Origin of the sequence: Enterobacter sp. BIDMC93, from assembly GCF_001037805.1 — a bacterium.
GTDB classification, from domain to species: domain Bacteria; phylum Pseudomonadota; class Gammaproteobacteria; order Enterobacterales; family Enterobacteriaceae; genus Enterobacter; species Enterobacter hormaechei_C.
In genome coordinates this window covers 996,630-1,022,108 of record NZ_KQ089962.1, presented here as the reverse complement: position 1 = coordinate 1,022,108, position 25,479 = coordinate 996,630, and the positions used below count along the sequence as shown (strand labels likewise).

Sequence of the window (25,479 nt, the reverse complement as noted above, 5' to 3'; positions counted from 1 at the left end):
TCAGTTGACGAAGATTACGCGATGGTACGCTGAATTTCGATGATCTCGAACACTTCGATCATATCGCCAACGCGAACGTCGTTGTAGTTCTTCACGCCGATACCACATTCCATGCCGTTACGGACTTCGTTAACGTCATCTTTGAAGCGGCGCAGGGATTCCAGCTCACCTTCGTAGATAACCACGTTGTCACGCAGTACGCGGATTGGGTTGTGACGCTTGATGGTCCCTTCGGTAACCATACAGCCCGCGATCGCACCGAATTTCGGTGATTTGAACACGTCACGTACTTCAGCCAGACCGATGATCTGCTGTTTCAGCTCAGGAGACAGCATGCCGCTCATCGCTGCTTTCACTTCGTCAATCAGGTTATAGATAACGGAGTAGTAACGCAGATCCAGGCTTTCAGCATCAATCACTTTACGCGCAGATGCGTCAGCACGAACGTTGAAGCCAACCAGGATCGCGTTAGACGCTGCTGCCAGGGTTGCGTCGGTTTCGGTGATACCACCTACGCCAGAACCGATGATCTTCACTTTCACTTCGTCGGTAGACAGTTTCAGCAAGGAGTCGGAGATCGCTTCCACAGAACCCTGAACGTCCGCTTTCAGAACGATGTTCACTTCGTGAACTTCGCCTTCGGTCATGTTGGCAAACATGTTCTCGAGTTTAGATTTCTGCTGACGAGCCAGCTTCACTTCACGGAATTTACCCTGACGATACAGAGCGACTTCACGCGCTTTCTTCTCGTCACGTACCACGGTGACTTCGTCACCGGCAGCCGGAACACCGGACAGGCCGAGAATTTCCACTGGAATGGACGGACCCGCTTCCAGCACTTCCTGACCCAGTTCGTTACGCATCGCACGAACGCGACCGTATTCGAAACCACACAGAACGATGTCGCCCTTGTGCAGAGTACCTTCGCGAACCAGAACGGTTGCAACCGGACCACGACCTTTATCCAGGAAGGATTCGATTACCGCGCCGCTCGCCATACCTTTACGAACCGCTTTCAGCTCCAGAACTTCAGCCTGAAGCAGGATAGCGTTCAGCAGGTCGTCGATACCGGTACCTGCTTTTGCAGATACAGGGATGAACTGCGCTTCACCGCCCCACTCTTCCGGCATAACGCCGTACTGGGACAGTTCGTTCTTCACGCGATCCATATCGGCTTCTGGCTTATCGATTTTGTTAACTGCGACAACCAGAGGCACCTGCGCCGCTTTCGCGTGCTGGATAGCTTCAATGGTCTGTGGCATCACGCCATCGTCGGCAGCAACAACCAGTACAACGATATCCGTTGCCTGAGCACCACGAGCACGCATTGAAGTAAACGCTGCGTGGCCTGGGGTATCCAGGAAGGTGATCATGCCGTTTTCGGTTTCTACGTGGTAAGCACCGATGTGCTGGGTAATACCACCCGCTTCGCCGGAGGCAACCTTAGTAGAACGAATGTAGTCAAGCAGAGAGGTTTTACCGTGGTCAACGTGACCCATGATGGTCACGACCGGTGCGCGCGGTTCAGCCGCTGCGCCCGTATCACGGTCGCTCATTACTGCTTCTTCCAGCTCGTTTTCACGACGCAGGATAACTTTGTGGCCCATCTCTTCGGCAACCAGCTGTGCGGTTTCCTGGTCGATGACCTGGTTAATGGTGGCCATTGCGCCCAGTTTCATCATCGCTTTGATGACCTGAGAGCCTTTCACCGCCATCTTGTTAGCCAGTTCGCCAACGGTGATGGTTTCGCCGATCACAACGTCACGGTTAACGGCCTGAGCAGGCTTCTGGAAGCCCTGCTGGAGAGCGGAACCTTTACGCTTGCCGCCTTTACCGCCGCGAACCGCTGCACGCGCTTCTTCACGGTCAGCTTTTGATTCGGCGTGTTTGTTACCTTTTTTCGCAGGACGCGCAGCTTTTGCACTGCGAGTACGGCCACGACCACCTTCAACTTCGCGGTCGTTGTCGTCTTCTGCCTGACGCGCATGCTGAGACGTGGTGACGTGATAATCGCTGGTATCTTCAGTTGGTTCAGCGGTATTCACACCGTTCTTCTCGTTTTCTTCTGCCATGCGACGCGCTTCTTCGGCGACGCGGCGAGCTTCTTCTTCAAGCTTGCGGCGGGCTTCTTCTTCCGCTTTACGCTTCAGCTCGGCAGCTTCATTTTCACGGCGGGCTTTTTCAGCCTGGGCAGTTTTGGTCATTTCGTCGGTCTGTTGATTGCTCACTTTGTCTTTTTCCGCAGCGTCACGCTTCGCTTTTTCACCGGCGTCGCGTTTCGCTTTTTCTGCGGCCTCACGTTCAGCTTTTAATTCTGCTTCACGTTTGGCAGTGGCTTCTGCCTCACGCTGAGCTTGTTCTTCCGCTTCACGCTGTGCCTGCTCTTCCGCGGCAAGGCGTTCTGCCTCTTGCGGATCACGTTTTACAAAGGTGCGCGTCTTGCGGACTTCAATTTGTACCGACTTGCTTTTGCCACCGGTACCAGGGATGTTCAACGTGCTACGCGTTTTACGCTGTAGCGTTAACTTGTCAGGCGTAGAGCCGTGTTCACGGTTCAGGTGCGCTAACAAGGTTTGTTTTTCTTGCGCGGTCACCGAGTCATCAGCGGACTTCGGGATCCCTGCATCAGCAAATTGCTGTACCAGGCGGTCCACGGAGGTCTGAATCTCAGCAGCCAGCGATTTTACAGTTACATCAGTCATGCTGTTCCTTCCTGCTACAGTTTATTACGCTTCGTCGCCGAACCAGCAAATATTACGTGCGGCCATGATGAGTTCGCCGGCTTTCTCGTCGGTTAAACCTTCGATATCGGCCAGGTCATCAACGCCTTGCTCAGCGAGATCTTCCAGCGTACAAACACCACGGGCAGCCAGCTTGAACGCAATCGCACGATCAAGACCTTCCAGATTCAGCAGGTCATCAGCCGGCTTCTTATCGCCAAGGCTTTCTTCCTGAGCCAGCGCCAGGGTGGTCAGTGCGTTTTTAGCGCGTTCACGCAGGGCTTCAACGGTTGGTTCATCCAGACCGTCAATTTCCAGCAGCTCTTTCATTGGCACGTAGGCCAGTTCTTCCAGCGTAGAGAAACCTTCTTCAACCAGCACAGTGGCGAAGTCTTCGTCAATGTCCAGGTATTTGGTGAAGGTATCGATCGCCGCGTGGGCTTCAGCCTGATGCTTGGCCTGAAGGTCATCAACGGTCATCACGTTGAGTTCCCAGCCGCTCAGCTGTGACGCCAGACGTACGTTCTGACCGTTACGGCCAATCGCCTGCGCCAGGTTGCCCGCTTCTACAGCGATATCCATGGTGTGTTTGTCTTCGTCAACAACGATAGACGCCACATCAGCCGGTGCCATTGCGTTGATCACGAACTGCGCCGGGTTATCGTCCCACAGAACGATATCAATGCGCTCGCCGCCCAGTTCGGTAGAAACCGCCTGAACACGTGCGCCACGCATACCGACGCAAGCACCGACCGGGTCGATACGCTTGTCGTTGGTTTTCACCGCAATTTTCGCACGGGAACCCGGATCGCGGGCCGCCGCTTTGATTTCGATAACTTCTTCGCCGATTTCCGGCACTTCGATACGGAACAGTTCAACCAGCATTTCTGGTTTAGAACGCGTCACGAACAGCTGTGCACCACGCGCTTCAGGACGTACGGCATACAGCACACCACGAATACGGTCGCCTGGGCGGAAGTTTTCACGCGGCAGCATGTCTTCACGCAGGATCACGGCTTCAGCGTTACCCGGTAGCCCTTCGGATTTGATCTCCAGAGAGATGTTGTCGCGGTTCACTTTCTTCACCACGCCAGTGATGATTTCGCCTTCCTGATCGCGGAACTGATCGACAACCAGCGCGCGCTCGGCTTCGCGAACTTTCTGCACGATAACCTGCTTCGCGGTCTGGGTGGTGATACGGTCGAAGGTGACAGATTCAATCTGATCTTCAACGTAGTCACCCACGTTCAGACTTTCGTCTTCAAAACGTGCCGCTTCCAGGGTGATCTCTTTGGTCGGTTGGGTCACTTCTTCAACGATTACCCAACGACGGAATGTATCGAAGTCACCGCTTTTACGATCGATTTCTACGCGAACATCGATCTCTTGTTCGTATTTTTTCTTGGTTGCTGTAGCCAGTGCACTTTCCAGCGCTTCGAAAATCTTCTCACGCGGCAGTGATTTCTCGTTGGAGACGGCTTCAACAACAGCCAAAATTTCTTTGTTCATCGCGGGCTTTTCACCTCAATCCAGACTGTTAAAAGTGGGGAACCAGGTTCGCCTTCTGGATATTACTCAGCGCGAACACTTCATCTTTGCCTTCGACTGTCACCGTGATCATTTCACCATCAACGGCTTTGATAATTCCCTGCCATTTACGGCGGTTCTGTACGGCCATACGCAGAACGAGAGCCACTTCTTCACCGGTAAAGCGCACGTAGTGCTCGGCCGTGAACATCGGACGATCGAGGCCAGGTGAGGAAACTTCCAGGTTGTACGCAACGGTAATCGGATCTTCAACATCAAGAACCGCACTCACCTGGTGGCTGACATCAGCACAATCATCAACATTGATGCCATCTTCACTATCAATATAGATGCGCAGTGTGGATGTACGGCCGCGAACGAATTCGATGCCGACCAGTTCGTAGCCCAGTGCTTCGACCGGCGCAGTAATCATCTCTGTTAATTTTTGCTCTAATGTGGACAAGCCCACCCCCAAGACATAAAAAAAGGGCGTAAAGCCCAGTTATTCTGTAGTCAGATAACAAAAAACCCCGATAAATCGGGGCTTTAGATAACTGAACCCTATAGCCACAACTGTGGCCTGGAGCACTCTCCGAAAGCATTTTTTCAAATCCAGCTACGAAGGCTCTAAGTCTTCACAGTATATTTGAAAAAGAACTTTATGGGAAAGTGGTTGCGGGGGCCGGATTTGAACCGACGACCTTCGGGTTATGAGCCCGACGAGCTACCAGGCTGCTCCACCCCGCGCCTGAAACGTGGCAAATTCTACGCGTTTTGGACAGAATTTGCAAATAATGCTGGGATTTGGTACCGAAGACGGGACGTAAAATCGGCGTTCAGTATATTGATAGTTGACCCCACCTGTCAACCCAACTTCAGCCAGGGCAATAAAAGGGAAATTTTTACAAAAAACGCACACGTCTCTTTCGGTCGTCGATAAAAGATGATTAAATGAATACTCACTTATTTTGCATAAACATGCATCGAGAGCGAAAGCGGTCTCTAATCAGTCAATCAAGCAGGGTTTTATTATATGACGACGATTCTCAAGCATCTCCCGGTAGGACAACGTATTGGCATCGCTTTTTCTGGCGGCCTGGATACCAGCGCTGCACTGCTGTGGATGCGCCAGAAGGGAGCGGTTCCTTATGCATATACTGCGAACCTGGGTCAGCCGGACGAGGAAGATTATGACGCGATCCCTCGTCGTGCCATGGAATATGGCGCAGAGAACGCACGTCTGATCGACTGCCGTAAGCAGCTGGTTGCCGAAGGGATTGCCGCGATCCAGTGCGGTGCTTTCCATAATACGACCGGCGGCCTGACCTATTTCAATACCACCCCGCTGGGTCGTGCCGTCACCGGCACTATGCTGGTCGCCGCCATGAAAGAAGATGGCGTGAACATCTGGGGGGACGGTAGCACCTATAAAGGCAACGATATTGAACGTTTCTATCGTTATGGCCTGCTGACCAACGCCGAGTTGCAGATCTACAAGCCGTGGCTGGATACCGACTTCATCGACGAGCTGGGTGGTCGTCATGAAATGTCTGAGTTTATGATTGCCTGCGGCTTTGACTACAAGATGTCGGTTGAGAAAGCCTACTCAACCGACTCCAACATGCTGGGTGCGACGCACGAAGCGAAAGACCTGGAATTCCTGAACTCCAGCGTAAAAATTGTTAACCCGATCATGGGCGTGAAGTTCTGGGATGAGAACGTGAAGATCCCGGCGGAAGAAGTGACCGTGCGTTTCGAACGTGGTCATCCGGTTGCCCTGAACGGTAAAACCTTCTCCGACGATGTTGAACTGATGCTGGAAGCAAACCGCATCGGCGGTCGTCACGGTCTGGGTATGAGCGATCAGATCGAAAACCGTATCATCGAAGCAAAAAGCCGCGGCATTTACGAAGCTCCAGGGATGGCGCTGCTGCACATCGCTTATGAGCGTCTGCTGACCGGTATTCACAACGAAGACACCATTGAGCAGTATCACTCTCATGGCCGTCAGCTGGGCAAACTGCTGTATCAGGGTCGCTGGTTTGATCCACAGGCGCTGATGCTGCGTGACGCCCTGCAACGTTGGGTGGCAAGCGCAATCACCGGCGAAGTGACCCTGGAACTGCGTCGCGGCAATGATTACTCCATCCTCAATACCGTGTCTGACAACCTGACCTATAAAGCAGAGCGTCTGACCATGGAGAAAGGTGAGTCAGTGTTCTCTCCGGACGATCGTATTGGCCAGCTGACCATGCGTAACCTGGACATCACCGATACCCGTGAGAAGCTGTTCAACTATGTTGAGAATGGCCTGCTCTCCGCCAGTTCCGGTAATGGCCTCCCTCAGGTTGAGAACCTGGAACACAGCGATAAGAAATAATCGACAGCAAGTCATGCAAAAGGCGCCCATTGGGCGCCTTTTTTGTGGTCTTCGTAGGCCCGGTAAGCGCAGCGCCACCGGGCAAAACGGCGGGTGGCGCTGCGCTTACCCGCCCTACAAAAGATCGGATACACAGAATGTACAGACGAAAAAAAAGACGTCTTGCGACGTCTTTCTTCTGGAATATTGGTACCGAGGATGGGACTCGAACCCACAAGCCCGTTAGGGCACTACCACCTCAAGGTAGCGTGTCTACCAATTCCACCACCTCGGTACGGAATACTTACTGCGGGATATCGCTGGTTGGCTTAGCCGGTGCAGCTGGCTGAGTTTGCTCAGTTTTTGCTGGCGCGCTCAGATTTTCCCACTCGCTTCCTTTACTGGTCTTGTTGCTGTTGATATTGCCCAGCACCAGACTGATGATGAAGAACAGCGTAGCCAGAATCGCCGTCGTACGGGTCATGAAGTTCGCAGAACCACTTGAACCGAACAGCGTACCGGAAGCGCCTGCTCCGAAGGAGGCTCCCATATCAGCGCCTTTACCTTGCTGTAGCATAATCAGCGCTACGAGAGCGATGGCTACAATAAGGAAAATAACTAAAAGAGCTTCGTACATAATCAACCTGTTCCTTGCGGATTTGCCGCATACCAATGCTTCGACCAATTAGCAGGATTTTGTTTCCCACTGAAGCGGGTGTGAATACTAACCAAAGCGAATCACCTTCGCAAGGGCATTTTCGAGGCATTGTATCAACTGCGGAAAAAAACAGCAAAAAGCCATTCATTGCTTAAAACAAAGGCGGCAAACGCCGCCTTTTTAAACACTTATTCTGAAAGATTATGCAGCTTTGACTGCATCCGCAATGCGGTGCGCAAATTCGGTTACCTGCGCTTCGTCTTCGCCTTCCACCATCACGCGGATCAGCGGCTCGGTACCCGACTTACGCAGCAGGACGCGCCCACGGCTGCCAAGAGTCGCTTCCACGTCTGCCATCACCGCTTTCACGTTATCATTTTCCAGCGGGTCGCCTTTACCCGCGGTGAAACGCACATTGACCAGAATCTGCGGGAACATTTTCATGCCGCTGCACAGATCGTGCAGGCTCATATGGTTACGCGCCATCGCGGCAACAACCTGAAGCGCCGCCACAATGCCGTCACCGGTAGTGGTTTTATCGAGCAGGATCACATGGCCGGAGTTTTCCGCGCCGATACGCCAGCCTTTCTCCTGGAGTTTTTCCAGCACGTAGCGGTCACCTACTTTCGCACGAACAAACGGGATGCCCAGCTGTTTCAGCGCCAGCTCCAGGCCCATATTGCTCATCAGCGTGCCCACCGCGCCACCGCGCAGTTGCCCCTGACGCAGGCCTTCACGCGCAATGATGTAGAGGATCTGATCGCCATCGACCTTGTTACCTTCGTGGTCAACCATGATCACACGGTCACCATCGCCATCCAGGGCAATACCCAGATCGGCCTTTTCAGCCAGGACACGCGCCTGCAAGGCACGCACGTCTGTCGCGCCAACTTCTTCGTTGATGTTCAGACCGTCCGGCTCGCAGCCGATAGTGATCACTTTCGCACCCAGCTCGCGGAACACATTCGGCGCAATGTGGTAAGTCGCACCGTTGGCACAGTCCACCACAATTTTGAGGTGTGCCAGGCTCAGCTCATTCGGGAAAGTGCCCTTGCAGAATTCAATGTAGCGGCCTGCGGCATCGACAATACGGTTTGCTTTACCCAGCTCAGCGGAGTCAACACAGGTGATCTCTTTTTCCATTTCCGCTTCAATCGCCTCTTCTACGTTATCCGGCAGTTTGGTGCCGTCGATGGAGAAGAATTTGATACCGTTGTCATAGAACGGGTTATGGGAAGCGGAAATGACGATGCCCGCTTCCGCACGGAAGGTGCGGGTCAGGTAGGCAACAGCAGGGGTCGGCATTGGTCCCGTAAAGGAAGCAGAAAGCCCCGCCGCCGCCAGCCCGGCTTCCAGCGCGGATTCCAGCATATAACCCGAAATACGGGTATCTTTACCAATAATGATCTTACGGGAGCCATGACGCGCCAGCACCTTTCCCGCTGCCCAGCCCAGTTTCAGGACAAAGTCAGGGGTAATTGGCGCATCGCCTACGCGCCCACGGATGCCATCGGTACCAAAATATTTACGATTACTCATAGCGTTTGTTTTCCTTCGCTGCCAGTGTGGCTTCCACCACACGCATGGCTTCTACTGTTTCTTTTACGTCATGGACGCGAATGATATGTGCACCTTGCATCGCGGCAATCACCGCGCAGGCCAGACTGCCGCTCAGACGTTCGCTCGGCCCGACATTCAACAACTGACCAATCATCGATTTTCTCGACATTCCCACCAGCAGTGGCAGGCCGAACTGATGAAACTCTGATAAGCGCGCAAGCAACGCGTAATTGTGTGAGAGATTTTTACCGAAACCGAAGCCCGGGTCGAGCAGCAATTTCTCTTTTGCGATACCCGCACGTTCACAGCGTTCGATATGCTCAATAAAGAAGCGGGTGACATCGGCAAACACATCGTCATATTTTGGCGCCTCCTGCATTGTCTTAGGCTGGCCCTGCATATGCATCAGACACACCGGTAGCCCGGTTTCTGCGGCGGCTTCAATCGCGCCCGGCTCGGTCAGCGAGCGGATATCATTGATAATGTGAGCGCCCACTCTCGCCACTTCACGGATCACTTCGGGTTTGGAGGTATCAACGGAGATCCACACTTCAAAGCGCCGGGCGATAGCCTCCACCACCGGCACCACGCGCGCCAGCTCTTCTTCCACCGAAACCTCCGCCGCGCCAGGCCGCGTTGACTCTCCTCCAACGTCAATGATGGTGGCACCCGCGTTGATCATTAAATTCGCGTGTTTAACCGCGTCGATAAGCGAATTATGCGTGCCGCCGTCAGAGAAGGAATCAGGCGTGACATTCAGGATCCCCATCACATGGGGATGTGAAAGGTCGAGATGCGAGTCCTGGGCGAATAGTTTCATGGTTAAATCCCTGGGATTAATGTGGTTAAACAGATAAGAAAAACCCCGGAGCAAGCTCCAGGGTTTGAGATACAGACAAACGCTTCAACAGCAGTGACTTACTTGTCGCCCAACTGCTCTGACATGGTGTTGCCCGGGTTTGGCGTACGCGGTTCATCGACCGGACGCGGCGCACGCGGGGTGCCATTGTTGTCAGAATTGTTAGACGCGCCTGGGTCTTCCCAGCCTGCCGGCGGACGCACTTCGCGGCGCGCCATCAGGTCGTCAATCTGCGGTGCATCGATGGTCTCATATTTCATGAGCGCATCTTTCATCGAATGCAGGATGTCCATATTGTCGTTCAGGATCTGACGGGCGCGACCGTAGTTACGTTCGATCAGCGCTTTCACTTCCTGGTCGATGATACGAGCCGTTTCATCGGACATATGTTTCGCTTTTGCCACGGAGCGGCCCAGGAATACTTCGCCCTCTTCCTCTGCATACAGCAGCGGACCGAGTTTGTCGGAGAAGCCCCACTGAGTCACCATGTTACGCGCCAGGTTTGTCGCCACTTTAATGTCGTTGGACGCACCGGTCGAAACATGTTCCGGACCGTAGATAATCTCTTCGGCCAGACGACCGCCGTAAAGGGTTGAAATCTGGCTTTCCAGCTTCTGACGGCTGGCGCTGATCGCGTCGCCTTCAGGCAGGAAGAAGGTCACACCCAGCGCACGACCGCGTGGAATAATCGTCACCTTGTGTACTGGATCGTGTTCCGGCACCAGACGACCGATAATCGCGTGGCCCGCTTCGTGATATGCCGTGGACTCTTTCTGCGCTTCCGTCATCACCATGGAGCGACGTTCCGCACCCATCATGATTTTGTCTTTCGCTTTCTCGAATTCCACCATGGACACGACGCGCTTGTTACCGCGAGCGGCAAACAGTGCTGCCTCGTTGACCAGGTTAGCCAGATCCGCACCGGAGAAGCCTGGAGTACCACGCGCGATGATTGCCGCGTCGATATCTGGCGCCAGCGGTACGCGACGCATATGCACTTTCAGAATCTGTTCACGACCGCGAACATCCGGCAGACCGACCACAACCTGACGGTCGAAACGGCCAGGACGCAGCAGCGCAGGGTCGAGTACGTCCGGACGGTTAGTTGCCGCGATAACGATGATACCTTCGTTACCTTCGAAGCCGTCCATCTCAACCAGCATCTGGTTCAGGGTCTGCTCACGTTCATCGTGACCACCGCCCAGGCCTGCGCCACGCTGGCGGCCTACGGCGTCGATTTCATCGATAAAGATGATGCACGGTGCTGCCTTCTTAGCCTGCTCGAACATGTCACGCACACGAGATGCACCGACACCCACGAACATTTCAACGAAGTCAGAACCTGAAATAGTAAAGAACGGCACCTTCGCTTCACCCGCGATGGCTTTTGCCAGCAGGGTTTTACCGGTACCCGGAGGGCCGACCATCAGGACACCTTTCGGGATCTTACCGCCCAGTTTCTGGAAACGGCTCGGCTCGCGCAGGTATTCAACCAGTTCACCCACCTCTTCTTTTGCTTCGTCACAACCTGCTACGTCAGCAAACGTGGTCTTGATCTGGTCTTCCGTCAGCATACGCGCCTTGCTCTTACCGAACGACATGGCACCTTTGCCACCACCGCCCTGCATCTGGCGCATAAAGAAGATCCAGACGCCGATAAGAAGCAGCATCGGGAACCAGGAAATGAAGATAGAAGCCAGTAGGCTTGGTTCTTCCGGCGGCTCGCCTACCACTTTGACGTTTTTGGTCAGAAGGTTATCAAGCAGCTTAGGATCGTTCACCGGGATGTAAGTCGTGTAACGGTTACTATCTTTCTTGGTAACGTTGATCTCACGTCCGTTGATACGCGCTTCGCGAACCTGGTCCTGATTGACCTCTTGCAGGAAGGTAGAATAATCCACCTTGCGGCCATTCGACTCGCTGGGCCCAAAGCTCTGGAATACTGACATCAGCACAACGGCAATGACCAGCCAGAGTATTAGGTTTTTCGCCATGTCACTCAAGGGATTAACCTCATATTACAACTGTGTTAAAAACAGCGTCAGGATACTCTATATCCAGTTTCATTCAAACTTTCGCCTGAAATCTACCGGTTATCATTTTCGCCCGGTCGCTACAATATACACTTCACGGGAACGGGCCCGGGAAGAGTCCGGCTTACGAACTTTGACCTTCGCAAACAGGGAGCGAATTTCCTTAAGATACTCCTCGAAACCTTCGCCCTGAAACACCTTCACAACAAAACTACCACCAGGCGCTAGTACATCACGACACATTTCTAACGCTAGTTCCACCAGATACATGGCGCGGGGGATATCCACCGCCGGTGTTCCACACATATTTGGCGCCATATCCGACATGACAACCTGGACCTTACTGTCACCTACACGATCAAGTAATGCTTTAAGCACTAATTCATCACGAAAGTCGCCCTGAAGGAAGTCGACACCGACGATGGGATCCATTGGTAAAAGATCGCATGCGATGATTCGGCCCGTTCCGCCGATCTGCGTAACCGCATACTGGGACCATCCGCCAGGTGCCGCACCGAGGTCGACCACCGTCATTCCCGGTTTAAAAAGTTTGTCACTTTGCTGTATTTCATCAAGTTTAAACCAGGCGCGGGAACGCAACCCCTTTTTCTGCGCCTGTTGAACATATTTATCGCTAAAGTGTTCCTGAAGCCAGCGGCTGGAGCTGGCAGAACGCTTTTTACCTGTCATTTAACATTTCCGTCCTGGTTCATCGTTGTTTGCCTGTGACGTAAATTTCTACGCAGCTATTTGGCGATATTAGGGAGATGGCGGTAGAATGAACCGTTTTCAATCCCAACGTAAGCAAAAATATACGATGAATCTGAGTACTAAACAAAAACAGCACCTTAAAGGTCTGGCACATCCGCTCAAGCCTGTAGTGATGCTTGGCAACAATGGTTTGACCGAAGGGGTGCTTGCCGAGATTGAACAAGCGCTGGAACACCACGAGCTGATCAAGGTGAAAATCGCCTCTGAAGACAGAGACACTAAAAACCTGATCGTGGAAGCCATCGTGCGCGAAACCGGCGCCTGTAATGTACAGGTCATCGGTAAAACGCTGGTGCTCTATCGCCCATCTAAAGAGCGCAAAATCTCGCTGCCACGTTAAGGATATCCTGAATCGAACACATTTTCTGTGTGAAACGAGGGATTTCTTTCAGCAGGCGAGCAAAATGCCATGCTCCTTGAGTTGATAAAAGGCCGCTATGCGGCCTTTTTCTTTTCTTTACAATGTATCAACATCTTAGTAGAGAAGCGAATTACAGGTATTCAACCTTAATAATTTCGTATTCTACTTCACCACCAGGGGTGCGGATGGTGACCACATCGTCCTGCTCTTTGCCAATCAGGCCACGAGCAATCGGCGAGTTCACCGAAATCAGGTTCTGTTTGAAATCCGCTTCATCATCGCCCACGATGCGATAGGTCTGCTCTTCGTCGTTGTCCAGATTCAGGACGCTGACGGTAGAGCCGAAGATCACACGGCCATTATTTGGCATTTTGGTGATATCGATAACCTGCGCGTTAGACAGTTTCGCCTCGATATCTTTAATGCGCCCCTCACAGAAACCCTGCTGCTCACGCGCCGCATGGTATTCAGCATTCTCTTTCAGGTCGCCATGCTCACGCGCTTCCGCGATAGCGGCGATGATTTCAGGGCGACGCACGGATTTGAGAAAATCCAGCTCTTCGCGCAGTTTTTCGGCACCACGTAAGGTCATCGGAATAGCTTGCATTTGTTATACCTCTTAAACATTCCTGTTGGGAGCAGTGTTCCCTGCTCCAGCCCACCTGAACAGGCCAGAAGCAAAAAGAAAACCGACCCGGGAGCAACGCCCCAGGTCAGCAGCAATTTTTCAATTTGATACGCATTTTACCGCGAAGTTCACTATGGGTCATCGTTTACTTTACAGTGCCATGCACCGTAGTATGACGGTTTGTTTTCGGGTTGTTAGCGCGAGATTATGCGATTTTCCAGTTTTATCATCGGATTGACTACCAGTATAACGTTCACCGTTCAGGCCGCGAATGTTGATGAGTACATTAATCAACTGCCCGCCGGCGCGAACCTTGCCCTGATGGTGCAGAAGGTTGGCGCGCAGGCTCCCGAGATTGACTATCACAGTCAACAGATGGCGCTGCCTGCCAGTACCCAGAAGGTGATCACTGCCCTCGCCGCCCTGCTCCAGCTCGGGCCTGACTTCCGTTTTACTACCACCCTTGAAACCAGAGGTAACGTTGAGGGTGGCGAACTGAAAGGCGATCTTATCGCCCGTTTTGGTGGCGATCCCACCTTTAAGCGCCAGGATGTCCGCAATATGGTGGCGGTACTGAAAAAATCCGGCGTAACAAAAATTGATGGCAACGTGCTGATCGACACCTCCATTTTCGCCAGCCACGATAAAGCGCCTGGCTGGCCGTGGAACGACATGACGCAGTGCTTTAGCGCCCCGCCAGCCGCCGCCATCGTTGACCGTAACTGCTTCTCCGTATCGCTTTACAGCGCGCCAAAACCAAATGACTTAGCTTTTATCCGCGTGGCCTCATACTACCCGGTCACGATGTTCAGCCAGGTGCGGACGCTGGCGAAAGGCTCCCCGGAGGCGCAGTATTGCGAGCTGGACGTGGTACCGGGCGATCTCAATCGCTATACGCTCACCGGTTGCCTGACCCAGCGGTCCGATCCCCTCCCGCTGGCCTTCGCCATTCAGGATGGCGCGGGCTATGCCGGTGCTATTTTTAAAGATGAACTGAAGCAGGCGGGCATAACCTACACCGGAACGCTGCTGCGCCAGACGCAGGTGAATGAGCCAGGCACGGTGATCGCCAGCAAACAGTCCGCGCCACTGCATGGTTTGCTTAAGATTATGCTGAAAAAGTCGGATAACATGATTGCCGACACGGTGTTCCGCATGATTGGGCACGCGCGATTTGGTGTGCCGGGCACCTGGCGGGCCGGTTCTGATGCCGTACGTCAGATCCTGCGCCAGCAGGCGGGTATCGATCTGGGCAACACCATCGCCGTTGATGGTTCCGGTTTATCGCGTCATAACCTGATCTCGCCGGCCACCATGATGCAGGTGTTGCAGTACATTGCTCAGCATGACGCTGAGCTAAACTTTATTACGATGCTGCCGCTTGCCGGACACGACGGCTCTCTTCAGTACCGCGCGGGCCTTCACGCTGCGGGCGTGGATGGCAAAGTGTCAGCCAAAACGGGTTCCCTGCAAGGCGTTTACAACCTTGCTGGTTTTATCACTACCGCCAGCGGACAACGCATGGCATTTGTGCAGTATCTTTCCGGCTATGCCGTCGAACCGGCTGACCAGCGCAATCGCCGTATTCCACTGGTGCGTTTCGAAAGCAGGCTCTATAAGGACATCTACCAGAATAACTAGCGATGAAACTACTGATAGTTGAAGACGATCTGTTATTGCAGGAAGGGTTAGCGCTGGCGCTGGGGAATGAAGGCTACGCCCTGGATTGTGCCACCACGGCCGCTGAAGCAGATGCCCTGATCCAGAGCGGTGAATACAGCCTCGTGATCCTGGATTTAGGGCTGCCGGATAAAGACGGCGCGACGCTGCTCTGCCAGTGGCGTCGTCGCGGGGTTGAGAATCCCGTCTTGATTCTCACCGCCCGCGATGCCATTGAAGACAGAATTAACGGGCTAGATTCTGGCGCTGACGATTATCTGGTAAAACCCTTCGCCCTTGCCGAGCTACAGGCTCGCGTACGGGCGTTGATCCGCCGCTATCAGGGCCACAGCGACAACCTGCTGACGGACGGAGATATCACCCTCAATCTGCAAACTCAGCAGGTGCTGCGCCAGTCTCAGCCTGTGGAAGTGACGCCAAAAGAGTTCGCTCTGCTGACGCGCCTGATCATGCGCAGCGGGCAGACCGTGCACCGTGAAACGCTGCAACAGGACATCTACTCCTGGCAGGACGATCCAGGATCAAACACGCTTGAAGTTCACATTCATAATCTGCGGCGCAAGCTCGGTAAAGATCGCATCAAAACCGTACGCGGCGTGGGTTACCGTCTGGAGAGCCAGAAATGAACAGTATGCGCCGGCGATTAATGGTGTTGCTGGCGGTTATTCTGCTATTTTTTCAACTCATTAGCGTAGTCTGGCTGTGGCATGAGAGCCGCGAGCAAATCGGTTTTCTGGTGAACGAAACATTGTCCGCCAAAGCGCGCAACAACCATGTCGAAAAAGAGATCCGCGAAGCCATTGCCTCCCTGCTGGTCCCTTCTCTGGTGATGGTCGGTTTTACCTTGCTCTTCTCATTCTGGGCAGTCACCTGGATCACCCGACCACTCAACAAACTTCGCGCCAGCCTTGCGAACCGTTCGGCGGATAATCTGACTCCCCTGCCGATGTATTCCGATATGGAAGAGATAGGCGCTGTGACCACGTCGCTCAATCAACTCCTCGCCCGGCTGGACCACACTATTCAACAGGAACGCCTGTTTACCGCCGATGCGGCACACGAGTTACGTACGCCGCTTGCGGGGATCAGGCTCCATCTGGAACTGATGGCTCAGTCCGGTTCCCCGCAGGCCACGCCACTGATAAGCCGTATCGATCAGTTGATGCACACGGTGGAACAGCTGCTGATGCTGGCGCGTGCCGGGCAGGCGATGGCCAGCGGCCATTACGATACCGTGAACTGGACAGAGACGATCATTGCTCCGCTCAGCCTGGAGCATGAAGCCAAAGAGCATACGGTAATATGGCCGGCCCACAGCGTGCTGACGGTTCAGGGGGACGCCGTCCTGTTACGTCTGATGCTAAGGAACCTTCTGGAGAATGCCGCCCGCTACAGCCCGGCAGGCACAACCATTGAAGTGGCATTAACAGCGACGGAGGGCGGTACCCGGGTGAGCGTTACCGATCAGGGGCCGGGTATTGATGAGGCGCACCGCCAGTCGATCACCGAACCTTTCCGACGTCTCGACCAGCGCTACGGCGGCAGCGGCCTTGGGCTGAGCATCGTACAGCGTATCGTACAACTCCATCATGGCCATTTAACGCTGGAGAACGGCGCTGAGGGCGGCCTCATCGCCAGCTGTTGGTTACCGGCGAAAATAGGATAAAAAAAAGCCCCGTTAAGGGGCTTTATACAGGGGTTAGTGCTTGTAGATGAACTCGACGCCTTCTTCGTCGTCTTCATCCCAGTCATCGTCCCAGTCTTCATCATCTTCTTCCGCTTCCAGCTCTTCGAGCTGCTGGCGGTGGTAGTCATCCCACATGAATTCGACTTTTTCAGGCTGTTTCGCCTCTTCTGCCTGAACAACCGGATTCTCGATGATAAAGGTCATCACATCCCAGCAGAGATCTTTCACGCCAACCTGGCTGGCGGCAGAGATCAGATAGTACTTATCTTCCCAACCCATCGCTTCGGCAATCGCTTTAGCTTTCGCTTCAGCTTCCGCTTTGTCCATCAGGTCGATCTTGTTGAATACCAGCCAGCGCGGTTTTTGCGCCAGTTTTTCACTGTATTTCTCCAGCTCGCCAATAATGATACGGGCGTTTTCAACCGGATCGGAACCGTCGATTGGATCGATGTCGATGAGGTGCAACAGTACGCGACAACGCTCAAGGTGCTTCAGGAAGCGAATACCCAGACCGGCGCCTTCTGCTGCCCCTTCAATCAGACCCGGGATGTCAGCGACCACAAAGCTCTTCTCGTTATCCATACGGACAACGCCCAGGCTCGGCACCAGCGTCGTAAACGGATAATCCGCTACTTTGGGTTTCGCCGCAGAGACCGCACGGATAAACGTCGATTTACCGGCGTTTGGCATACCCAGCATCCCCACATCCGCCAGCAGCATCAGTTCCAGTTGCAGGTCGCGCTTATCACCCGGGGTACCCATGGTTTTCTGACGCGGGGTACGGTTAACGGAAGATTTGAAACGGCTGTTACCCAGACCATGCCAGCCGCCTTTCGCCACCATCAGGCGCTGACCGTGTTTGGTCATATCACCCATGGTTTCGCCCGTGCCCTGATCGATGACACGCGTACCCACCGGCACTTTGATCGTCACGTCTTTACCGCGTTTACCGGTACAGTCGCGGCTCTGGCCGTTCTGGCCACGCTCGGCGCGGAAAGATTTTTCGAAACGGTAGTCGATCAGCGTGTTGAGGTTTTCATCCGCCTCCAGCCACACGTCGCCACCGTCCCCACCGTCACCGCCGTCAGGACCGCCACGAGGAATATATTTTTCACGGCGGAAGCTTACACAACCGTTACCGCCATCACCTGCCACGACCAAAATCGTCGCTTCATCAACAAACTTCATTTTACTCTCCGTAACTCATTCGCCTGAGCGGGGGACTATTACAACCGCTTCATTTTTGCGCCAACGCCCCCAGAGACGATGACCAATGGCGGAATACATCGCGCCCGCAACCACGACAAACGCACCGAGATAACCCAACAGGTTGAGCATCGGCTTGACGAAGACATCGGGCCAGGCCATTGATAACAAATCTGAAAATAACAGCGTAAACAGCGGGGTAAGCGTGATTAAGGCGCTCACCTGTGCTGCCTGCCAGCGCGCCATGGCTTCAGCCAGAGCGCCATAACCGACCAGCGTATTCAGCCCACAAAAAATGAGGCACGCCAGTTGCCAGTCGCTGAGCTGGGTAATTACACCCGGCTTCGCTAAAGGCAATAATGCCAGTGTACACAAAGTGTACAGCAAAAAGAGGATCTGCTGTGAGGCAAGACGGCGCAATAACACCTTTTGCGCGACGCCATAACTCACCCAGACCGTTGCTGCGCCCACCCCAAAAATGACACCCCAGGTGTAATCCGTCAGGCGGGTAAAAATCTCAATCAGGCTGGTGTTAAAGAACATCACCAGCCCGCAAAGCAGCATGCTTGCCCCGATGATCTGCGTGCCGCGCATCTTCTCCTTGAGGATGAATACGCTGGCGACCATCATGCCGACCGGTGAAAGTTGACCAATCACCTGCGACGCTGTAGGGCTAAGATATTGCAGGGAAGAGCTGAACAGAATGAAGTTACCGAACAGACCGCCCGTCGCGATAGCCAGTAACACCAGCCAACGCGGTTTTCGGAAGATGCGCAGCGGTGGCAGCTTACCTTTGACGGCCAGAATGGCGCCCAGGCCTATGCTTGCCATCAGGAAGCGATAAAACACCACCGTCGGTGGCTCCATGACTTCCAGTACCTGCTTCATTGCAATTGGCAGCGCACCCCAGCACATTGCGGTAGTGAGCGCCAAAAGAATACCCATGCCGGCCTGCTGCTTCATGCCCGTTTTCCCTACAGAAAATTTTCCGGGTTTCCAATGTAAAAAGCCCCGCAACACGTTGCGGGGCTTTAATCCGTTACCGGACCGAGAAAACCTTACTCAGCAACGATGCTGATGTATTTACGGTTGTTCGGGCCTTTAACTTCAAATTTCACTTTACCGTCTGCTTTAGCAAACAGAGTGTGGTCACGACCGCAACCTACGTTGGTACCCGCGTGGAACTTGGTGCCACGCTGACGAACGATGATGCTACCCGCCAGAACGGATTCGCCACCGAAACGCTTAACGCCCAGGCGTTTAGCTTCTGAATCGCGACCGTTACGTGTGGAGCCGCCAGCCTTTTTATGTGCCATTTAAATCTCTCCTCAGGTCTTAGGCGCTGATGCCAGTAATTTTCACATCAGTGAACCACTGACGGTGGCCCTGCTGCTTACGATAGTGTTTACGACGACGAAACTTAACGATTTTAACTTTCTCGCCACGACCGTGAGCAACAACTTCAGCTTTGATAACGCCGCCATCAACGAAAGGAACGCCGATTTTGACTTCTTCACCGTTTGCGATCATCAGAACTTCAGCGAACTCAACAGATTCGCCAGTTGCGATGTCCAGCTTTTCCAGGCGAACGGTCTGACCTTCGCTTACTCGGTGTTGTTTACCACCACTTTGGAAAACCGCGTACATATAAACTCCGCTTCCGCGCACATCCTCGTATGATTCAGAGTGCGCTATAAATATTCACAATAGGGCGCGAATATTACGCAAAACGCGAGCCTTTGACAAGTGCTACCATCAATACATGAAGAAAAAAAACACAACACGTACGGTAACGTTTATCTGAGCCGTTTTTTCAGTACAATCAGCAATACTATTTATAAACCGAAACCCTTTGTGTACCCATCTCGTGTGGGATAAACAGGATAAAAAGCCCGGCTTTTGCGATGAATTTAGAAAAAATCAATGAGTTAACCGCGCAAGATATGGCGGGTGTGAATGCAGCAATCCTGGAGCAACTCAACTCTGACGTTCAGCTGATCAATCAGTTGGGCTATTACATCGTCAGCGGCGGCGGTAAACGTATTCGTCCGATGATTGCCATTCTGGCCGCACGCGCGGTTGGCTATCAGGGAAATGCCCACGTCACGATCGCGGCGCTGATCGAATTTATCCACACCGCCACCCTGCTTCACGACGATGTTGTGGATGAATCAGACATGCGTCGTGGAAAAGCCACCGCCAACGCCGCGTTTGGTAATGCGGCAAGCGTTCTGGTAGGCGATTTTATCTATACCCGCGCCTTCCAGATGATGACCAGCCTTGGCTCGCTGAAGGTGCTGGAAGTGATGTCAGAAGCCGTGAACGTTATCGCTGAAGGTGAAGTCCTACAGCTGATGAACGTCAACGACCCGGACATCACCGAAGAAAACTATATGCGGGTGATTTACAGCAAGACCGCACGTCTGTTCGAAGCCGCCGCGCAATGCTCCGGCATTCTGGCAGGCTGTAGCGAAGCTCAGGAAAAGGGCCTTCAGGACTATGGCCGTTACCTCGGCACCGCGTTCCAGCTGATTGATGATTTGCTGGACTACAGCGCGGATGGCGAAACGCTCGGTAAAAACGTCGGCGATGACCTGAACGAAGGCAAGCCAACGCTGCCGCTGCTCCACGCGATGCGCAATGGCACACCAGAGCAGGCGAAAATGATCCGGGAGGCTATCGAGCAGGGAAATGGACGCCATCTTCTGGAACCGGTACTGGAAACAATGGCTATCTGCGGCTCCCTGGAATGGACGCGTCAGCGCGCTGAAGAAGAAGCAGACAAAGCCATCGCCGCCATTCAGGTCATTCCCGACAGCCCATGGCGTGATGCGCTAATCGGCCTCGCGCACATCGCCGTCCAGCGCGACCGTTAATCCCCTCCTCATCTCCCTGCGCCCACGCAGGGAGATTCCAGTACGCACCAATAAATTACATTTCCGCGTAAGCCCATCGGGTTACAGGCCGCATGTATAAAGCCGTGCCTTATTCTGAATATTGCTTCTCGTAACATGAACTTTTTAGAACACATGTTCGAAGTGAGTATAGTAATGCTGTCTTTTCACACGAAACGACGTGGACGATAACGAACACAAGGACAGCATTATGGATACAAAATTCATCGACTGGCATTCTGCTGACATTATTGCGGCACTGCGTAAAAAAGGCACATCGCTGGCTGCCGAATCACGTCGTCATGGGCTAAGCTCGTCGACGCTGGCAAACGCCCTGACCCGCCCATGGCCGAAGGGGGAACTGATTATCGCGACGGCGCTGGATACGCATCCGTGGGTGATATGGCCGTCACGCTACCACGATCCTATTACCCATGAATTTATCGACAGAACGCGCATGATGCGCCAGGGCAAAACGAAGAAAGCACATCAGGACTGATGCACCAGGATTGACAGGAACAGCAATCCCCCGGCCTGTTATGGCAGGGGGGTGCCGGAACGATTACTCGCCCTTCACACGCTCGATATTTGCACCCAGCGCGCGCAGTTTGTCCTCAATACGCTCGTATCCACGATCGATGTGGTAGATACGATCGACAACGGTAGTCCCTTCCGCAATACAACCTGCCAATACGAGGCTCGCAGACGCGCGCAGATCGGTCGCCATCACCTGCGCACCGGACAGTTTTTCAACGCCGTGGCAAATTACCGTGTTGCTTTCAATCTCAGCATGCGCACCCATACGGATCAGTTCCGGTACGTGCATGAAACGGTTTTCGAAGATGGTTTCCGTGATGAAGCCCGTGCCTTCGGCCACCAGGTTCAACAGCGTGAACTGTGCCTGCATATCCGTCGGGAATGCCGGATGTGGCGCAGTACGCACGTTAACGGCTTTAGGACGCTGCCCGTGCATATCGAGGCTGATCCAGTCTTCACCGATTTCAATGTCCGCACCCGCATCGCGCAGTTTCGCCAGCACCGCATCCAGGGTATCTGGCTGGGCGTTACGGCAGACAATCTTACCGCCAGAAATGGCCGCGGCCACCAGGAAAGTACCGGTTTCGATACGATCTGGCAGTACGCGATACACACCACCACCCAGACGTTCAACGCCTTCGATGGTGATACGGTCTGTGCCCTGCCCGCTGATCTTCGCCCCCAGCGCGACCAGGAAGTTCGCGGTATCCACGATCTCCGGCTCACGGGCGGCGTTTTCGATGATGGTAGTGCCTTCTGCCAGCGTAGCAGCCGACATGATGGTGACCGTTGCGCCCACGCTCACTTTGTCCATGACAATGTGCGCGCCTTTCAGACGACCATTGACGGACGCTTTAACGTAACCCTCTTCCAGCTTGATCTCCGCGCCGAGTTTTTCCAGGCCGAAGATATGCAGGTCAACGGGACGCGCGCCGATAGCGCATCCGCCCGGCAGTGAAACCTGTCCCTGACCGAAACGCGCCACCAGCGGACCAAGCGCCCAGATGGAAGCACGCATGGTTTTCACCAGCTCATACGGCGCTGAGAAGTTGTTCACGTTGCTGGCATCGATCCAGACGGAACCGTTACGCTCCACTTTGGTGCCCAACTGGCCGAGCAACTTCATGGTCGTGTCGATATCTTTCAGCTTCGGTACGTTCTGGATCTCTACCGGCTCTTCTGCGAGCAGCGCAGCGAAAAGAATGGGCAGCGCGGCGTTTTTAGCGCCAGAAATTGTGACTTCGCCCTGGAGACGCGTAGGTCCCTGTACACGAAATTTATCCATCGTTTGCTCTCTTATAAATTCAACCGTGCTGCGGGCGTTTCGCCCTCAGCTCAAAAACCGTTTAGTTTGCGATCGCGTGCCCACTCCTGTGGGGTGAACGCTTTAATCGACAGGGCGTGGATGCGGTTATCCGCAATGTATTCCATCAGCGGCGCGTACACAGCCTGCTGTTTCTTCACGCGACTCATTCCGTCGAACATCTCACCCACAGCAATAACCTGGAAGTGACTGCCATCGCCAGAGACGTGGGCTTCCTGAAGGGAGAGTGCATTCATCAGCACAGTCTGGATTTCATTATTTTCCATGGGGTCTACATCATCTGATAGTGAAAACAAGCTCAACATCTTAGAGCAAAGTGGCGCGGTCTTAAACAAGCAAAAAGCCCCGACGCGTAAACTGTCGGGGCTTTCAGAAGTAACGTACTGAAAAAATTAGCGAGGTAATACGTCTTCGGGCAAATTGTAAAGCTGTGCAAGGGTAATCACGTTATCGCTTACCCCCGTCAGGGTAACGCTGCTCCCCTGCTTTTTGCCCGTGGCCACCAGGTGCGCCAGCAGGGCGATACCGGCGGTATCTACCCGCGTAACGCCATGGAGATCAATCAGCGTCACGCCCTGCATCGCGTTATGGCGAGCGTCCCACAGCGGGTTAAGCAGATCCTGATCCAGCTCTCCCGTCAGCGTCAACGTCTCGCCGTCACGCGCCCAGCTAAGCTGCTGTGACATTACTTCTTCTCGTCCAGGGTAATTTTCTGACGAGAGATGGACTGAAGCTGAGCCGTCAGGCCATCGATGCCTTTAGTGCGCAGCAGATCGCTCCACTCGTTCTGTTTAGTGGTGATCATGCTGACGCCTTCAGCGATCATGTCGTACGCCTGCCAGTTTCCGGTCTGGCTGTTTTTACGCCACTGGAAGTCCAGACGAACCGGTGGACGACCGTTTGGATCGATAATCGTCACGCGAATAGGAATGATAGTGGCATCGCCCAGCGGCTGTTCAGGGGCAATCTGATAGGTCTGCCCGTGGTACATCGCCAGCGCCTGGCCGTAAGCCTGTTTCAGGTATTCACGGAACGCCGCAAAGTAAGCCTCGCGCTGTGCAGGGGTCGCATCTTTGTAGTAACGGCCCAGCACCAGTGCGCCCGCATACTTGATCTGCACATACGGCAGCAGTTCCTGATCCACCACATCACGCAGATAATCAGGGTTAGAACGGATTTTTGGCTGTTCGTTTTTAAGACGGTCGAAGGTTTTCTTCGCGGCCTCATCCATCAGTTTGTACGGGTTACTCTGATCCGCAGCGTGCGCCGCGGTAAGAGGGGCAATGACCAGCATGGCAACCATTAACAGTCGTTTAAACATGAATGACTTCTCCTGAAATTAATTCGTCGCGCCTGGCGTCGGTTCGACGTTGGTGTGGTCTTCACTCTGCGCAGGGGCATCGTCAGACTTTTTATCATCCCCTTTACTGTTGTAAAGGAACTGACCAATCATATCTTCCAGCACCATCGCTGACTTGGTATCCTGGATTACGCTACCGTCTTTAAGGATAGTCGTTCCCAGCTCAGGATCTTCAAAACCAACGTTAAGGGCCAGATATTGCTCCCCCAGCAGGCCAGAGGTGCGGATAGAAAGCGAGCTGGTGTCCGGAATGTGGTTATAGCGCTCTTCGATATCCATCGCGACGCGCGGCAGATAGGTTTTCTCATCAAGCGTAATGTCAGCGACACGTCCGATAACGACGCCACCAATACGCACCGGTGAGCGCGCTTTCAGGCCGCCGATGTTATCGAAAGTCGCGTAGACACGATACGTCGGCTCGGCGCGAACAGAGGTGATGTCCGCCGCTCGCAGGCAGATGAACAGCGCGGCCAGCAGCGCCAGAAGCAGAAACACGCCAACCCAAATTTCATTTTTTCTCGTTTGCATGAACTCAATTCCCAAACATCAGTGCGGTGAGCACAAAATCCAGACCTAAAACGGCCAGCGACGAATGTACGACAGTACGCGTCGTTGCACGGCTAATGCCCGCCGACGTCGGAATGGCATCGTAACCATTAAACAACGCAATCCAGGTAACCGTCACAGCGAAAACCACGCTCTTGATCAGACAGTTCACCAGATCCATCCGCAGATCGATGGCGTCCTGCATGGCAGACCAGAAGAATCCGGCATCAATGCCTTTCCAGTTAACGCCAACCAGCGCGCCTCCCCAGATACCTACCGCCACAAAGAGGATAGTCAGTAACGGCAAGGAGATAACCCCGGCCCAGAAGCGCGGCGAGATTACCCGGCGCAGCGGATCGACTGCCATCATCTCCATACTGGAGAGCTGCTCGGTGGCGCGCATCAGGCCAATTTCCGCCGTCAACGCTGACCCGGCACGCCCGGCGAACAGCAGCGCGGCAACCACCGGCCCGAGTTCACGCAGCAGCGAGAGCGCCACCAGCATGCCAAGGCTGGTTTCCGCGCTGTAGGTTGTCAGCACCAGATACCCCTGCAACCCCAGCACCATGCCAATAAACAGACCCGACACGATGATGATAAGCATCGACAGCACGCCGACGTTATAAAGCTGCCGTACCAGTAACGGCGCATGCTTGCGGAACTCCGGTTTGCCGACCAGCGCGTTGAACAACATTAATCCGGCACGCCCGAACGTACTGATGGTTTTTAGGCAACGGTGTCCAAGACCCGCCAACGCATTTAACAGCAT

At 53.9% G+C, this 25,479-nt stretch carries 26 protein-coding genes and 2 tRNA genes; 7 read left to right on the top strand and 21 right to left on the bottom strand.

The features are described from left to right. Nucleotides 1-14 precede the first annotated feature (14 nt). The 4 genes from infB to SK58_RS04820 form a co-directional block, all read right to left on the bottom strand. Nucleotides 15-2,702 (bottom strand): translation initiation factor IF-2, encoded by a 2,688-nt coding sequence (gene infB / locus SK58_RS04835; protein WP_006812117.1) that lies wholly within the window; start codon nucleotides 2,700-2,702, stop codon nucleotides 15-17. 24 nt (nucleotides 2,703-2,726) lie between these two features. Next, nucleotides 2,727-4,229 carry a transcription termination factor NusA gene (gene nusA, locus SK58_RS04830; RefSeq protein ID WP_003861798.1) on the bottom strand — a complete coding sequence of 501 codons (1,503 nt, stop codon included), beginning with the start codon at nucleotides 4,227-4,229 and terminating at the stop codon, nucleotides 2,727-2,729. Between the two features lie 28 nt (nucleotides 4,230-4,257). Then, nucleotides 4,258-4,710 carry a ribosome maturation factor RimP gene (rimP, locus tag SK58_RS04825; RefSeq protein WP_014833432.1) on the bottom strand — a complete coding sequence of 151 codons (453 nt, stop codon included), beginning with the start codon at nucleotides 4,708-4,710 and terminating at the stop codon, nucleotides 4,258-4,260. Between the two features lie 207 nt (nucleotides 4,711-4,917). Next, a tRNA-Met gene (locus SK58_RS04820) sits at nucleotides 4,918-4,994 on the bottom strand. A gap of 286 nt (nucleotides 4,995-5,280) precedes the next feature. Between SK58_RS04820 and argG the strand changes: the two genes are divergently transcribed. Then, nucleotides 5,281-6,627, top strand: coding sequence for an argininosuccinate synthase (argG, locus tag SK58_RS04815; protein WP_015571974.1), 1,347 nt, complete (start codon nucleotides 5,281-5,283; stop codon nucleotides 6,625-6,627). A 187-nt stretch (nucleotides 6,628-6,814) separates the two neighbouring features. On the opposite strand, the gene SK58_RS04810 is transcribed toward argG, so the two are convergent. The 6 genes from SK58_RS04810 to rlmE form a co-directional block, all read right to left on the bottom strand. Further along, nucleotides 6,815-6,901, bottom strand: a tRNA-Leu gene (locus tag SK58_RS04810). Nucleotides 6,902-6,910: 9 nt separating this feature from the next. After that, a complete protein-coding gene (gene secG, locus SK58_RS04805; protein ID WP_003861803.1) occupies nucleotides 6,911-7,243 on the bottom strand; it encodes a preprotein translocase subunit SecG in 333 nt (110 codons plus the stop codon). Nucleotides 7,244-7,465: 222 nt separating this feature from the next. Then, on the bottom strand, nucleotides 7,466-8,803 hold the full coding sequence (glmM, locus tag SK58_RS04800; protein WP_045327344.1) for a phosphoglucosamine mutase: 1,338 nt from the start codon (nucleotides 8,801-8,803) through the stop codon (nucleotides 7,466-7,468). Continuing rightward, nucleotides 8,796-9,644: a dihydropteroate synthase gene (gene folP, locus SK58_RS04795; RefSeq protein ID WP_032655232.1), complete on the bottom strand. Its 849-nt coding sequence runs from the start codon at nucleotides 9,642-9,644 to the stop codon at nucleotides 8,796-8,798. The genes glmM and folP overlap by 8 nt, the downstream gene beginning before the upstream one ends. Before the next feature lie 98 nt (nucleotides 9,645-9,742). After that, nucleotides 9,743-11,677 (bottom strand): ATP-dependent zinc metalloprotease FtsH, encoded by a 1,935-nt coding sequence (ftsH, locus tag SK58_RS04790; RefSeq protein ID WP_013098921.1) that lies wholly within the window; start codon nucleotides 11,675-11,677, stop codon nucleotides 9,743-9,745. A gap of 102 nt (nucleotides 11,678-11,779) precedes the next feature. After that, complete coding sequence (gene rlmE, locus SK58_RS04785; RefSeq protein ID WP_003861812.1) at nucleotides 11,780-12,406, bottom strand: 23S rRNA (uridine(2552)-2'-O)-methyltransferase RlmE; 627 nt, start codon at nucleotides 12,404-12,406, stop codon at nucleotides 11,780-11,782. A 127-nt stretch (nucleotides 12,407-12,533) separates the two neighbouring features. Here rlmE and yhbY point away from each other — a divergent pair, with 127 nt between their 5' ends. Next, nucleotides 12,534-12,827, top strand: coding sequence for a ribosome assembly RNA-binding protein YhbY (yhbY, locus tag SK58_RS04780; protein ID WP_003861814.1), 294 nt, complete (start codon nucleotides 12,534-12,536; stop codon nucleotides 12,825-12,827). A 151-nt stretch (nucleotides 12,828-12,978) separates the two neighbouring features. Here yhbY and greA read toward each other — a convergent pair whose 3' ends face one another. After that, entirely contained in the window at nucleotides 12,979-13,455 is a 477-nt protein-coding gene (gene greA / locus SK58_RS04775) for a transcription elongation factor GreA (RefSeq protein WP_006812122.1), read from the bottom strand. 228 nt (nucleotides 13,456-13,683) lie between these two features. Between greA and dacB the strand changes: the two genes are divergently transcribed. From dacB to pmrB, 3 genes are read left to right on the top strand one after another with little or no spacing between them, the layout of a single operon-like run. Continuing rightward, entirely contained in the window at nucleotides 13,684-15,117 is a 1,434-nt protein-coding gene (dacB, locus tag SK58_RS04770; RefSeq protein ID WP_048219442.1) for a serine-type D-Ala-D-Ala carboxypeptidase, read from the top strand. Between the two features lie 2 nt (nucleotides 15,118-15,119). Further along, a complete protein-coding gene (pmrA, locus tag SK58_RS04765) occupies nucleotides 15,120-15,782 on the top strand; it encodes a two-component system response regulator PmrA (RefSeq protein WP_015571977.1) in 663 nt (220 codons plus the stop codon). Beyond that, nucleotides 15,779-16,822, top strand: coding sequence for a two-component system sensor histidine kinase PmrB (gene pmrB / locus SK58_RS04760; protein ID WP_017693913.1), 1,044 nt, complete (start codon nucleotides 15,779-15,781; stop codon nucleotides 16,820-16,822). Before pmrA ends, pmrB begins: the two co-directional genes overlap by 4 nt. A 33-nt stretch (nucleotides 16,823-16,855) precedes the next feature. Here pmrB and cgtA read toward each other — a convergent pair whose 3' ends face one another. The 4 genes from cgtA to rplU form a co-directional block, all read right to left on the bottom strand. Beyond that, complete coding sequence (cgtA, locus tag SK58_RS04755) at nucleotides 16,856-18,031, bottom strand: Obg family GTPase CgtA (RefSeq protein ID WP_003861823.1); 1,176 nt, start codon at nucleotides 18,029-18,031, stop codon at nucleotides 16,856-16,858. A gap of 15 nt (nucleotides 18,032-18,046) precedes the next feature. Then, nucleotides 18,047-19,012 carry a DMT family transporter gene (locus tag SK58_RS04750; RefSeq protein WP_015571979.1) on the bottom strand — a complete coding sequence of 322 codons (966 nt, stop codon included), beginning with the start codon at nucleotides 19,010-19,012 and terminating at the stop codon, nucleotides 18,047-18,049. Between the two features lie 95 nt (nucleotides 19,013-19,107). Next, complete coding sequence (rpmA, locus tag SK58_RS04745; protein ID WP_003861831.1) at nucleotides 19,108-19,365, bottom strand: 50S ribosomal protein L27; 258 nt, start codon at nucleotides 19,363-19,365, stop codon at nucleotides 19,108-19,110. A 19-nt stretch (nucleotides 19,366-19,384) separates the two neighbouring features. Then, on the bottom strand, nucleotides 19,385-19,696 hold the full coding sequence (gene rplU / locus SK58_RS04740) for a 50S ribosomal protein L21 (RefSeq protein ID WP_003025032.1): 312 nt from the start codon (nucleotides 19,694-19,696) through the stop codon (nucleotides 19,385-19,387). Between the two features lie 257 nt (nucleotides 19,697-19,953). On the opposite strand from rplU, the gene ispB reads away from it, so the two are divergent. Beyond that, a complete protein-coding gene (ispB, locus tag SK58_RS04735) occupies nucleotides 19,954-20,925 on the top strand; it encodes an octaprenyl diphosphate synthase (RefSeq protein ID WP_006812126.1) in 972 nt (323 codons plus the stop codon). Between the two features lie 229 nt (nucleotides 20,926-21,154). Then, nucleotides 21,155-21,442 (top strand): DNA-binding transcriptional regulator SfsB, encoded by a 288-nt coding sequence (sfsB, locus tag SK58_RS04730; protein WP_020480545.1) that lies wholly within the window; start codon nucleotides 21,155-21,157, stop codon nucleotides 21,440-21,442. A gap of 63 nt (nucleotides 21,443-21,505) precedes the next feature. Here sfsB and murA read toward each other — a convergent pair whose 3' ends face one another. The 6 genes from murA to mlaE form a co-directional block, all read right to left on the bottom strand. Beyond that, complete coding sequence (murA, locus tag SK58_RS04725) at nucleotides 21,506-22,765, bottom strand: UDP-N-acetylglucosamine 1-carboxyvinyltransferase (RefSeq protein WP_006812128.1); 1,260 nt, start codon at nucleotides 22,763-22,765, stop codon at nucleotides 21,506-21,508. A 50-nt stretch (nucleotides 22,766-22,815) separates the two neighbouring features. Continuing rightward, nucleotides 22,816-23,070, bottom strand: coding sequence for a BolA family iron metabolism protein IbaG (gene ibaG, locus SK58_RS04720; RefSeq protein WP_003861840.1), 255 nt, complete (start codon nucleotides 23,068-23,070; stop codon nucleotides 22,816-22,818). A gap of 126 nt (nucleotides 23,071-23,196) precedes the next feature. Next, on the bottom strand, nucleotides 23,197-23,490 hold the full coding sequence (mlaB, locus tag SK58_RS04715; RefSeq protein ID WP_003861843.1) for a lipid asymmetry maintenance protein MlaB: 294 nt from the start codon (nucleotides 23,488-23,490) through the stop codon (nucleotides 23,197-23,199). Further along, nucleotides 23,490-24,125, bottom strand: coding sequence for a phospholipid-binding protein MlaC (gene mlaC / locus SK58_RS04710; protein WP_006812130.1), 636 nt, complete (start codon nucleotides 24,123-24,125; stop codon nucleotides 23,490-23,492). The genes mlaB and mlaC overlap by 1 nt, the downstream gene beginning before the upstream one ends. Nucleotides 24,126-24,143: 18 nt before the next feature. Then, nucleotides 24,144-24,692 (bottom strand): outer membrane lipid asymmetry maintenance protein MlaD, encoded by a 549-nt coding sequence (gene mlaD / locus SK58_RS04705; protein WP_006812131.1) that lies wholly within the window; start codon nucleotides 24,690-24,692, stop codon nucleotides 24,144-24,146. A 4-nt stretch (nucleotides 24,693-24,696) separates the two neighbouring features. Further along, complete coding sequence (mlaE, locus tag SK58_RS04700) at nucleotides 24,697-25,479, bottom strand: lipid asymmetry maintenance ABC transporter permease subunit MlaE (protein WP_048219440.1); 783 nt, start codon at nucleotides 25,477-25,479, stop codon at nucleotides 24,697-24,699.